The 12,517-nt window shown below is 52.0% G+C and carries 10 protein-coding genes; 5 read left to right on the top strand and 5 right to left on the bottom strand.

From position 1 onward, the window contains the following. Window positions 1-11: 11 nt before the first annotated feature. The 4 genes from NQ502_RS11280 to NQ502_RS11265 are packed head-to-tail and all read left to right on the top strand — an operon-like array spanning window position 12 to window position 4,438. Window positions 12-593 carry a V-type ATP synthase subunit E gene (locus tag NQ502_RS11280; protein WP_028528474.1) on the top strand — a complete coding sequence of 194 codons (582 nt, stop codon included), beginning with the start codon at window positions 12-14 and terminating at the stop codon, window positions 591-593. Window positions 594-596: 3 nt separating this feature from the next. Beyond that, window positions 597-2,363, top strand: coding sequence for a V-type ATP synthase subunit A (locus tag NQ502_RS11275; protein WP_028528473.1), 1,767 nt, complete (start codon window positions 597-599; stop codon window positions 2,361-2,363). Between the two features lie 14 nt (window positions 2,364-2,377). Further along, window positions 2,378-3,805, top strand: a complete 1,428-nt coding sequence (locus NQ502_RS11270; RefSeq protein WP_044983212.1) for a V-type ATP synthase subunit B — start codon at window positions 2,378-2,380, stop codon at window positions 3,803-3,805. Between the two features lie 12 nt (window positions 3,806-3,817). Next, on the top strand, window positions 3,818-4,438 hold the full coding sequence (locus tag NQ502_RS11265; RefSeq protein ID WP_028528472.1) for a V-type ATP synthase subunit D: 621 nt from the start codon (window positions 3,818-3,820) through the stop codon (window positions 4,436-4,438). Window positions 4,439-4,457: 19 nt separating this feature from the next. On the opposite strand, the gene trxB is transcribed toward NQ502_RS11265, so the two are convergent. Continuing rightward, on the bottom strand, window positions 4,458-5,378 hold the full coding sequence (gene trxB / locus NQ502_RS11260; RefSeq protein WP_028528471.1) for a thioredoxin-disulfide reductase: 921 nt from the start codon (window positions 5,376-5,378) through the stop codon (window positions 4,458-4,460). A 2-nt stretch (window positions 5,379-5,380) separates the two neighbouring features. Continuing rightward, window positions 5,381-6,616, bottom strand: coding sequence for a hypothetical protein (locus NQ502_RS11255; protein ID WP_028528470.1), 1,236 nt, complete (start codon window positions 6,614-6,616; stop codon window positions 5,381-5,383). Between the two features lie 135 nt (window positions 6,617-6,751). Between NQ502_RS11255 and NQ502_RS11250 the strand changes: the two genes are divergently transcribed. Beyond that, window positions 6,752-8,503 carry a DUF885 domain-containing protein gene (locus tag NQ502_RS11250; RefSeq protein ID WP_049898113.1) on the top strand — a complete coding sequence of 584 codons (1,752 nt, stop codon included), beginning with the start codon at window positions 6,752-6,754 and terminating at the stop codon, window positions 8,501-8,503. 61 nt (window positions 8,504-8,564) lie between these two features. Here the strand turns inward: NQ502_RS11250 and NQ502_RS11245 are convergent, their stop codons facing one another. From NQ502_RS11245 to NQ502_RS11235, 3 genes are all read right to left on the bottom strand, one after another. Beyond that, complete coding sequence (locus NQ502_RS11245) at window positions 8,565-9,089, bottom strand: spore maturation protein (protein ID WP_028528468.1); 525 nt, start codon at window positions 9,087-9,089, stop codon at window positions 8,565-8,567. A gap of 61 nt (window positions 9,090-9,150) precedes the next feature. Continuing rightward, entirely contained in the window at window positions 9,151-11,448 is a 2,298-nt protein-coding gene (locus NQ502_RS11240) for a transglutaminase-like domain-containing protein (RefSeq protein ID WP_028528467.1), read from the bottom strand. Continuing rightward, window positions 11,411-12,514, bottom strand: coding sequence for a DUF58 domain-containing protein (locus tag NQ502_RS11235; protein ID WP_028528466.1), 1,104 nt, complete (start codon window positions 12,512-12,514; stop codon window positions 11,411-11,413). The genes NQ502_RS11240 and NQ502_RS11235 overlap by 38 nt, the downstream gene beginning before the upstream one ends. Between the last annotated feature and the right edge of the window lie 3 nt (window positions 12,515-12,517).

Here is a 12,517-nt window from a genome sequence, read left to right as displayed (position 1 = left end):
AGGTGATTAATTTGACTACAGAGGAAAAGCTGCAGCATTTTTATGATCTCTCCATCGAGGGAGCGCAGGCCGATGCGCAGAAGCTCATCGACACACATAAGGCTGCTTTGGATAAAATGTTTGTTGAACATAAAGAAGTTAAAAACCGTCAGGCGGAATCCGAACTGAAGGCAGAGTCTGATAAACTGAAACGCGATTTCAACAAGGAAATCTCCAAGGAACAACTCCTCATCAAGCGTCAGCTCTCTGCCGTGACTTCAGAACTTCGTGAAAGACTATTCACCGAAGTGGAACAGAAACTTCTCGAGTTCAAGAAGACACCTGCCTACCGGGATATGCTCTTTCGTCAGGTAAAAGAAGCGCTGGATTTTGCAGCCGGAGATGAGATGACTGTGTATCTGGATCCTTCGGATACTCATCTCGCAGATGCCATCACAGAGGAAATCAATATCACAGGATTTGCCCCCGTTATCTCAAAAGAAAGCTTTCAGGGGGGAATGCGTGCCGTCATCCGTTCCAAAAACATCCTGATCGACAATTCTTTTACAACATTGATGAATGACGAAAAAGAGAAATTCACCTTGGAGGTATAGCACATGAACAACACAGGAATCATCTACGGAATTAATGGTCCTGTTGTCTACCTGAAAGGAAACACCGGTTTTAAAATGTCGGAGATGGTGCATGTTGGAGAAGATCATCTTGTCGGGGAAGTCATTGCCCTGACCAGGGACACCACCACCGTACAGGTGTTTGAGGAGACGACAGGGCTCAAACCGGGAGCCGAGGTAACTGCAACCGGTGATGCGATCTCCGTAACCCTCGGTCCGGGAATCCTCAGCAATATATTCGACGGCATCCAGCGTCCGTTAAGCGAGATAGCCGCCCAATCCGGTAAATACATCAGCCGCGGCGTCAGCGTCGATTCCCTCAACACGCAGAAAAAATGGAATGTCCACGTGACCGTGAAACCCGGGGACGAGGTAGTCGGCGGCATGATATTTGCCGAAACTCAGGAGACCAGATCTATCCTGCACAAGTCCATGATCCCGCCTCTGCTTGGCGGTACGATCAAAGAGGTGGTGCCGGATGGGTCTTATACCATTCAGGATAAGATTGCCGTGCTGGAACTCCCGGACGGTACCACGCGTGACCTCACGCTGTGCCAGAAATGGCCGATCCGTATCCCGCGGCCAACGTTAAAACGTTACCCGGCTTCCCGCCCCCTGATCACAGGGCAGCGTATTCTTGACACGATGTTCCCCATCGCAAAGGGAGGAACCGCCGCAGTACCGGGCGGATTCGGGACCGGAAAGACCATGACACAGCATCAGATCGCAAAATGGTCTGACGCCGATATCATCATCTATATCGGCTGTGGTGAACGTGGAAATGAAATGACACAGGTACTGGAGGAATTCCAGGAACTCGTCGATCCCAAAAGCGGCAATCCGCTGATGGACAGAACTTCTCTGATCGCCAACACCTCCAACATGCCGGTGGCCGCCCGTGAGGCTTCTATCTACACGGGACTTACTCTGGCTGAATATTACCGCGATATGGGTTACGACGTCGCCATCATGGCGGATTCGACGTCACGCTGGGCGGAAGCGCTCAGGGAACTCTCCGGCCGTCTGGAGGAGATGCCTGCCGAGGAAGGTTTCCCGGCTTATCTGGCATCCCGGCTGTCTGCATTCTATGAGCGCGCGGGCATGATGCAGAATCTGAACGGCACGGAGGGATCGGTCACCATCATCGGCGCCGTCTCCCCCCAGGGCGGTGATTTCTCAGAACCTGTCACGATGAACACCAAACGTTTCGTCCGCTGTTTCTGGGGCCTCGATAAGGCTCTGGCGTATGCCCGTCATTTTCCCGCCATTCACTGGCTGACCAGCTACAGTGAATATCTCACGGATCTGGCGCCGTGGTATAAGGACAATGTTAATAAAAACTTTACGGACCTTCGCAACCAGCTGATGGCCCTTCTGAACCAGGAGAGCTCGCTGATGGAGATCGTAAAACTGATCGGAAGCGACGTGCTTCCCGATGACCAGAAACTTGTGCTCGAGATCGCACGTGTGATCCGTCTCGGCTTTCTCCAGCAGAATGCCTTCCACAAAGAGGATACCAGCGTGCCTCTGTCGAAACAGTACCTGATGATGGAGGTCATCCTGTACCTGTACAAGAAATCAAAGGCCCTCGTGGCGCTGGGCATGCCGATCTCCGTATTGAAAGAAGAGAATATCTTCGAGCGCATTATCGCCATCAAGTACGATGTGCCGAACGACAAACCGGAACTTTTTGACCAGTACATGAAAGACATTGACGCGTTCTACGACCGCGTTCTGGAAAAGAATGGATAAGGAGGGTACCACTCATGGCAATTGAATATTTAGGTCTGAATGAGATCAACGGCCCTCTGGCAGTGTTGGAAGGCGTCAAAAACGCTTCCTATGAGGAAATCGTCGAATTTATCATAGACGGAAGCGAAAAGAAACTGGGACGTATCGTGGAAATTTATGAAGACAAAGCCGTCATTCAGGTTTTTGAGGGCACAGAGAACATGTCCCTGGTGAACACACATACCCGTCTCACCGGGCACCCGATGGAGATCGCACTCTCACCGGATATCCTCGGGCGTACCTTTGACGGCATCGGGAAACCGATCGACGGCCTCGGCCCCATCGTTTCCGATACAAAACTGAATATCAACGGACTGCCGCTCAACCCGGTAACCCGTGAATATCCGCGTAACTATATCCGTACAGGAATCTCTGCGATTGACGGCCTGACCACTCTGATCAGGGGACAGAAACTTCCTATCTTTTCCGGGAACGGCCTGCCTCATGACCAGCTTGCCGCCCAGATCGTACAGCAGGCATCTCTCGGCGATAACTCTGATGAAGAATTCGCCATAGTCTTTGCCGCGATGGGCGTCAAATATGATGTCGCAGAATTCTTCCGCAGGACGTTTGAGGAAAGCGGCGTCTCCGACCACGTTGTCATGTTCCTGAATCTGGCAAATGACCCGGTGGTTGAACGTCTGATCACACCGAAGGTGGCGCTCACGGCGGCGGAATACCTGGCGTTTGAGCAGGGCATGCATATCCTCGTCATCATGACGGATATCACCTCCTTCTGCGAGGCTATGCGCGAGGTCTCCTCATCAAAAGGTGAGATTCCATCCCGTAAAGGCTATCCGGGCTATCTGTACAGTGAGCTTGCGACGCTGTATGAACGCGCAGGCATCGTGCGCGGCGGGTCCGGTTCCGTCACACAGATCCCGATACTGACCATGCCGAACGATGACATCACACACCCCATTCCCGACCTGACCGGCTACATCACGGAAGGCCAGATCGTCCTGGACCGTCAGCTGCACGGTCAGTCGGTCTATCCGCCGATCAACGTGCTGCCCTCGCTGTCACGTCTCATGAAAGACGGAATCGGCGAAGGATATACACGGGGTGACCATCAGGATGTCGCCAACCAGCTGTTCTCCTGCTACGCAAAAGTGGGGGATGCTCGTGCGCTTGCGTCTGTAATCGGCGAAGATGAACTTTCCCCGATCGATAAAAAATATCTGGTCTTCGGCAGGGAATTTGAAGAACAGTTCGTCGGACAGGGACCGTTTGAGAACCGTACGATCGAACAGACACTGGAAAAAGGATGGGAACTGCTGGGCATTCTTCCCCGCGAAGAACTTGACCGTATCGATACAAAAGTTCTGGACCAGTATTATCATCCAATCGAAGTTGACCTTGCTGCCAAGGCAAAGGCTGAAGCCAAACAGATGACAGAATAGAGGTGATTGTTCATGGATCCAAATACCTTCCCCACCAAGGGAAATCTGATTCTGGCAAAAAACTCTCTGGCGCTCGCTAATCAGGGTTTTGACCTGATGGACAAAAAGCGGAACATCCTGATCCGCGAACTGATGGACCTGATCGACGAGGCAAAGGATATTCAGTCACAGATCGATATCACGTTCCGTGAGGCTTACGCTGCGCTTCAGACCGCCAACATGGAGATCGGCATCAATCATGTGCAGACGATCTCCTACTCGATCCCGATCGAGGATTCCATCCGCATTAAGACGCGAAGCATCATGGGGACGGAAATTCCCCTCGTCGAAGCAGATCCGATCGCCGCGCTGCCCACCTACGCCTACTACAGCACACGGGAATCCCTGGATGAAGCCAGGCAGGCATTTGAACGTGTGAAAGAACTGACCATCAAATTGTCCATGGTGGAAAATTCCGCCTACCGGCTGGCTGCCAATATCAAGAAGACACAGAAGCGCGCCAACGCGCTGAAGAACATTACGATTCCTCACTATCAGCAGCTGTCAAAAGACATCTCGAATGCACTGGAGGAGAAGGAGCGTGAGGAATTTACAAGATTGAAAGTCATAAAAAAAATGCATTCCGGAAAATGACCGGGATGCATTTTTTATCTTACAATTTCAGCAGATACTCCTGCACAGCGGTGATCGCATTTGCCCCGTCCGCCGTCGCCGTGATGATCTGGCGGAGCATCTTGGTCCTGACGTCGCCTGCCGCAAAGATCCCTGCATGTGACGTCTTCGTGTCTTCTCCCGCGATCAGGTATCCCGCCTCATCTGCGTCCACCAGCCCCCGGAAAGCTTCCGAATTCGGCTGAATCCCCACTGCTACGAAGACTCCGTCAACTTCACACATTTCTTCCCTGCCGGTCTTCACATGATGCAGCTTCACTGCCTCCACCTGCTCCTCGCCGACGATCTCATCCACAACGCTGTCCCATTTCATCACAACATTGTCAAGTTCCATCAGACGCTTCTGCAGAATACCCGCAGCCCGCAGCTGGTCACGGCGATGCACAACATAAACCTTTTTACAGCCGCGCGCGAGAAAGATTGCGTCCTCGACGGCGACATCTCCGCCGCCGATCACAGCTACCGTCTTATTTCTGAAGAATGCCCCGTCACACGTCGCACAGTAGGATACACCCATGCCTGCAAGTTTCGCCTCTCCCGGCACGCCCAGCATCCGGTGAGTCGCTCCCGGTGCCAGAATGACTGCTTTTGTCCTGTAATTTCCGTCTTTCGTGTGAATGGTCTTGACGCCTTCATCCTCTGTGATTCCTGTCACCTCTGCCCTCACGAACTCTGTGCCCATGTTCTCAGCATGTGCCCGGAATTTCTCAGCCAGTTCCATTCCGCTGACACCAGGCAGGCCCGGATAGTTGTCAACCTCATACGTATTCTGCACCTGACCGCCGCTCACATAGGAAGCTTCCATGACAATCATAGACAGCCCGGCTCTCTGTCCGTATATAGCCGCACTCAAACCCGCAGGGCCGCTCCCTACTACAATCACATCATACACCTGATTCATCTTCATACCCCTTTCTGAATTGCCTCAACATCTTCCATCGCCTGGATGATCTGCACCTGATTTTTTTCACCCTCCTGGTAATGTACCACTTTAATCCCGCTTACCATGGAGAGCGCGTTGTCCACGGTGACCGACGTATAATCCAGCTTCTCATCATCCAGATAGAAAAAGTAAGTACTCGTCTTCGTCAGCTCATCGTCGCTCTTTTCATAAGTCAGATCCTCGACCGCCGACAGAAATGCACTTTCCCGCATTCCCAGCATAATATCATGCGCCACGCGGATCGGAACCTTGGTGGCCGTCAGGTCTCCGTATACGGAAGTCACAAAACAGTTCTGTATCACCGTGGCATCACTTCCATAATTATAAACCACCACATAGAGGTTCTGCCCCTCTTTCACAAGTGTTACATATCCGTATTGACCGCTTTTAACCACTTCATCCGATCTTTCTTCATCGACCTCCCAGCCATTGTCAGTAAATGCCTGTACCGGCGCCGGAAGCTGATAAAGACTGCCCCCGTACTCGACGGTAAAGTCCATGATATTTCCGGACACCATCAGCGGAGCCTGGTAATCTTTCACTTCCTGGGTGGCACCCTTTTTGACCGTCTTATATAATTCCGCATCCTCCGGATTCGTCTGATTACACAGCTCTGCGGTGTTTAATATCTCTGTCTCGGCATCAAACGTGAGGACGGCTTTCCGGTAAACCCCGTATTCATAAGTCAGTGTGATGGATTCCTGATCCTCGTACCGGTCTCTCGGAGCCCCGTATGCATCTGTCACCTGTACGACAGTGGCCTCCTCCATCACGATGTTCCCAGGCAGTGTGATCCTCTCCCCCGCGTCCTGGGTTTTCAGAGTCACCTTACCGATATGACATTCACTGATCGGCATCGGATCAACGGAAAAATTGGTAATGTCCGCACGCAGCGACGCACCTTCCATCTGGAATTCCTGATCTTCCAGATAGGATTCCCCGGAAATCTCTTCCGTATCCTCCCCGGTATACTTCCATCCGTTTTCCGTCAGCTCCTGATATGTCACGGGAAGCTGATAGTTCACGCCTTTGACAGCAAATTCAAAGCTCTGCAGTTCTGATTCAATGCTTACCTCTTCTTCCTCCTGCTCATTCTCCTCCTGAGATGCCAGAGGAACGCTCTTTTCTTCCTGTTTGCTGCAGCCTCCCAGCGCGGACACAGCGATCAACAGACAAAAAAGTACTGCTCTCTTCATATTCGTCCTCCTATCTACTACGCAAATTGTATCACAAAGACTGGTATATTTCCAATGAATTTGTTTGTGTCCTCCGTCATAAACTGTTACCAACGGACGTATGCGGACCACTTATCCGGTCCCGAAAGGAATCCCATGTTTCATTTGAAAATTAAAAAGCCGGCGAAAAGCGTCATTGTACTGTTTCTGGCCGCAGTCTTTGTTCTCGGCCTCGCACTCGGCATCTGGCGGGGCGTCTCCTCCCCAGCCGACCGAAAATTCGAAACGTATACCAATGATCTCTTCGAAGATCAGGTCTCCCAAAACACTCTTAACCTGCATTACACGCTTGCTGATCCCAAAGAATACGGAATTGACGACTACACTGTTACACTCGGTGCCGCAGCCATCGAAGATGCCGGTGAATATTACGCCGCTATTGAAAACAGCAGGGATATCCTGTCAGATTTCCCGTATGACAGTCTGTCCAGTGAGAACCAGCTGACATTCGATATCCTGGATCTTTACTTCGAAACGGAACTGTCGCTCGGTGATAACTACATACTTTCAGAAATGTTAAGTCCTTCCCTGGGTATCCAGGCGCAGCTTCCGCTTCTCCTCGCCGAATACAACTTTCAGACCCGGCAGGACGTCACTGATTATCTGAAATTGCTCATGGATATCCCTTCTTATTTTGAGGATGTTCTCCGTTTCGAGGGAGATAAAGCCAAAAACGGCTGCTTTATGAGCGATACCACCGCCGACCGGATCATCGCACAGTGCAGTTCCTTTATTTCGTCCGGGGATTCCAACTATCTGAATACGGTGTTCCAGCAGAAAATAGAAGAGAACAGCTTTCTGTCCGACGCGGAAAAGGAAGCCTGTCTGACGAAACATGCAGAAATCGTTCAGAAATATGTGCTGCCCGCCTACGATCATCTGATCAGCGGCCTGACTGAGCTGAAGGGAAGCGGAAAGAATGACAACGGCCTGTATTATCTGAACGGCGGCCAGGACTATTATGAATACCTGCTGAAGAGCAACTGCGGCATCTACAGCACCGTGGAAGAACTTCAGACGCGTCTGGGCAACCAGCTGCTCAGTGATTACCGTGAGATCCAGTCCCTGCTTGAAAGCAATCCGTCTCTCACAACATCTGTTTTCAAGCCGGTTATGACCGATATGACACCCCAGCAGATGCTGACTGACCTTCAGACGGAAATCACCCGTGACTTCCCGGAGCCGCCTTCTGTCACTTATGATATCAAATACATACATGAAGATCTGAAAGAATACTTAAGTCCGGCATTCTACCTGACGCCCCCGATCGACACGCATACACCGAATATGATCTATCTGAATCCCGCATCCAGTCTTACGGGAGTTGAGCTCTACACAACATTGGCTCACGAAGGCTTTCCCGGCCACCTCTATCAGACCAACTACTTTGCCCAGAACAGCCATGCGCCCATACGCCATCTGCTGAATATGGGAGGCTATATCGAGGGATGGGCGACCTATACGGAGTCCTATGCCTACAATTACGCAGGCCTGGAGTCAGGTTTGGGGCGCCTCCTGTGGCTGAACCGTTCCATGAATCTCTGCCTGTACTCGCTCCTGGACATCGGCATACACTATTACGGGTGGACTCTGACTGACACCACAGAGTATCTCCAGAGTTTCGGCATCTCCGACACCTCGGTCATCCGGGAGATTTTCCAGTGTATCGTGGAAGACCCCTCGAACTACATCCGTTACTATGGGGGCTGCCTGTCCTTCATGGACCTCCGCGAAGAAGTCACGGCCCTGGATGAGGATATTCAGCCCGTTGACTTCCACCGGGAAGTTCTGGAAATCGGACCCTGTCAGTTCCCCATATTGGAGAAATACGTGCTGAACGCGTTTTAACCGTCAAAGAGAACCCGAATCGGTTTCGTCAGAACTGACTGATCCGATCCGGGTTCTCTTTCTACATTCTGCCGGCAAGAAAAACGCTGACTGTAATTCCCGCAGCCGTCGCTATGAGGGCACCCGCCAGTGTATAACGGCTCTTCTTGACTTTTGCAGCGATAAAATACACACTCATCGTATAGAAAATTGTCTCCGTGCAGCTCATCATGATAGAGGCCGTCCTGCCCAGCATGGAATCTGTTCCGAATTCCTTGTAGATGTCCAGCAGAAGTCCCGATGCAGCACTGGATGAAAACATTTTCACGACGGCCAGCGGTACGAGCTCAGACGGGAAACCCAGGCCTTTCAGCAGATGCCCCATTCCGGACCCCAACAGGTCCAGAAGCCCGCTGGCTCTCAGGACACCGACCGCTGTCATCAGCCCTATGAGCGTCGGCACGATCTGATAGACCGTGATCAGGCCGTCCTTCGCCCCTTTCACGAAGGATTCATACACGTTCTGCTTCATCAGCAGACCGAAGCCGACGATATAAAAAATTACCAGCGGAATTATCATGTCAGAAAAGAACAGAAGAAATTTCATTCAAACCTCTTTATCATATTCACTCTTTCCATTATATGTGCCGGTAAATTTTTATATCCGGCTACCAGTAGACTTTTCCATATTGAAAGTACCACTTCTTAAATCCCCACAGACTCCTGCAGACATGCCTGCAGGTCTTCTCATATATGACAAGCACTGCGTCCGTGTCCTTCCGCGATATACGTTCCGGTCCGAAAGCCTCCCTGAACACGGTCTGTACGGCAGTATACGCCTCAGCCCGGGAGATATCCGGTATCGCCTCTGCGAGTGCATCCGGAAATCCCTTTTCCGTGCCGTCATACTCTTTTAAGAGTCCCCCGAAGTGCAGAACCTCCAGGACACGCGCATACAGCCGGTCCGCCCGGTATCTTCGGTACCGGTGTTTTCTCCGCCTCCTGCGGATCACCAGATACTTCCACATACAGACAGCCGCCGCGCACACAGCGGCCAGCACTCCCAGCATAAATGCAGCCGTTTTCCATCCCGCCCGCCCCTCGTTGTTCTTAAGTCCCGCATCCGGTTTCCCGCCGGGGCGCTCCGGTTCTTTCGTGGCTTCCGGCGTGTTTTGAACCTGCTGCTCCTCCTGCGCCGTATCTCCCTGGGTTCTGACAGACTCCGCGGGCACGACACTTCCCGGAGGCGTCGCCTCCACCACAACCCAGCCCCGCCCAGCCAGATAGACCTCCGCCCATGCATGCGCACTTCCATCGTCCAGCACTGCCCGATAGCTTCCGTCTTCCTGCTGTGTAAAGGCATCCGCCTTCGCCAGATATCCGGTCACATAACGCGCCGGGATATTGTAATACCGGTACATCAACACAGCCGCTGAGGCAAAATGCTGGCAGTATCCGCTGCCCTTTTCCAGCAGAAAATACTCCACCGCATCCTGTCCGTACGGCGCGACTCCCGGTGTAAGGGTGTACGTGGCTGTGGTGTGAAGCGTCCCGAGAATAAACTCCGTGATGCCTTCATAATTTGTCATCGGATGTTCGTCACAGAGTGTTTTCAGCCGCGAAAATCCATCGTCCGGCACCTCCAGATACGTCTCTGCGGCGTATTGCCGGTACCGGTCTTCCAGCATCAGATACTCGGGCCAGGATTCCGCCTGCATCCCCGAAATGGTATCCTCGAATTCCTGTTCTTCATACATCTGTGCTGTATAGCCTGTATCCGAGTGTTCCTGAAGCCTGGAAACGGGCGGAAGATATGTCTTCGTCTCATTTTGATTGACATATTGTACAGACAAGGTCTGTCCCTGTCCTCCTGTCGCGGACTGCATCAGATAATATTTTCTGTTTTCAAATCTGTCCCGTAACTCCCCGGGATCCTGACCGCTCTCCCGCGCCGCCGCTTCCAGAAATTGCGTTTCGTCCGCCGAATTCCAGCTGCCGTTCACATATGCACTGCCCGTGAAGCCTTTCAGATACAGATTTTCCTCCGGTTTTGCCGTGAGCACGAGTTCCATCTGGCCTTTGCCGGACGGATAACTGTTGGAACGGCTGATATCACCGTTACGCTCAGAATCTACAAACATTTCTGATACAGTTTGTCTTACATACCCCTCCGCCTTTGCGGGTATTGCCAGCAGCCTCTCCATCTGTTTTGCTGTAAACAGCTGTGCCGTCAGCAGAAAGACCATAGAAAATACGCCAAGCAAAGCCACACACCTGCCCGCCGCCGCGGTCTGACTGCTCCCCGGGACATTTGGCGATGGCTGTCTTCTGTCACTGGCTATACTCCCCATCACACTTGTTCCCATATGAAAGAAGGCAAACAGACAAATCTCCGTCACATCGAGCACCTGTCCCAGCAGCGGTCCCCCGAAGACAATGGGAATGCTGAAGAAATAAAAGATCCATGCTTTCCTGACGATAAATATCAGCCAGAAGAGCAGAATGCCGCAGAGAATTCCCAGCAGGACCAGGGTCTCTGTCAGATCAATCCGATCCGGCACTGCGGCTTCTCCACGGCTAATCTGAATCAGCAGGCCCAGCTGATGCTGGACATCCCTGACATAATACACCGCCGCACATGCAGCTGCGATGGCGAGCATCCTCGTCAGTATGGGATGCCGGTGTCTCCCAAAATATGATACCCAGATCACGCCGCATACCGCGGTGACGATTAGCGCCCCCTCCGCCTGCCGGCACGTCAAAATCAAAATGAACGTCAGGGCATAGAGAATGCCCAGAACACCGCATACGTAACTGAAAAATGTGAACACGGCCCACAGGAGCCCCGTTTTTTCCTGCGGCGCACGGTATCTGTCCTCCCATATCTCGATTCCCGGATCCGCAGCGCTTTTGTTTTTATGTTTTTTCTCAGCCAGAAAACCACCCCTTTTCGAGCTCCCGTTCATAGTCCTCTTCCGAAAAATGGGAGATCAGCTGCTGATTCAAAAAGAGCTGTAGTTTCATGTTCAGACACAGAAACGTTTCATCCGGCCTCAAAAACTGATATATCTCCGGCATCTCCTTCGGATTTCCTCCGGTCCCCCCGGAATACGAAGCGCACAGAATAAGCTCTTTTAACATTCCCCGGTAATCTTCTTCATTTCGAATTATTTTCTCTTCGCCGCTTTTTTTCTCCATATCATACCAGCACACCCGGTACTCGTGTCCTGCATCCAGAAATCCGTGCAGCACTGAGGCGGCCAGCTCACAGAAAGCATCCAGACGGCGGATGTCCTCATCACCGCTTTTTTGAAAATCCAGATAGACAGTCGCTGTGCACTGCGTTTCTGCCGCAAACTGCCGGCTCATCATCTGGTCCATTTTGGCACTCAGCTTCCAGTGAATGTCTCTCATGGAATCCCCGTCATGATACTGCCGGATCTGATACAGCTCCGGCGGCTGACTTCCGGGCATGTCCGGTCTCGGATCTCCCCCAGAGGGATACATGACCGCGGCATTCCAGTCGGCCTCAATCTTCACAGGCCGTCCCGCAGGGAATACGAGCACCCTGAGCTCCTCCTCTTTTTTCCGGCGTCCCCTAAACAGCATGAGGTAGTCATACACCCTGACACTCCTGATTCCCACGTGCAGAATTCCGCAGTATCCGGACGCCGCCTGAAATTCCATTTTCACCGGCTGTCTCCTGTCTGCCATATACCCGTGCAGTATCTTTCTTCCCCGGACGGTAATTTCCGGATTATAATATTCCAGCTCAACATCAAACCGTGCCGCCGGCAGCCGTGACCTGTTCGAGACCCGGATCCTCCCGGTCACAGTTTCTCCCTTCGACACGGCATCACTCTCCAGCTCCAGCTTTACATCCAGTCTGCCCGAGAGGTACCTGGACAGAAGAAACATACCCGCCAGAAAAAACAGTTCTGCGATAAACAGTATCATCAGTGCATCTGACCGGTATACCCCTGCCAGATAAAAGGTAAGAGCCGAAAAGATTACATATAGATTTCTTCTCATTCG

The organism is Ruminococcus gauvreauii (assembly GCF_025151995.1).
In the GTDB taxonomy this organism is placed as follows: domain Bacteria; phylum Bacillota; class Clostridia; order Lachnospirales; family Lachnospiraceae; genus Ruminococcus_G; species Ruminococcus_G gauvreauii.
The sequence above is the reverse complement of the archived record's forward strand: the minus strand, read 5'-3'. Positions and strand labels throughout refer to the sequence as shown.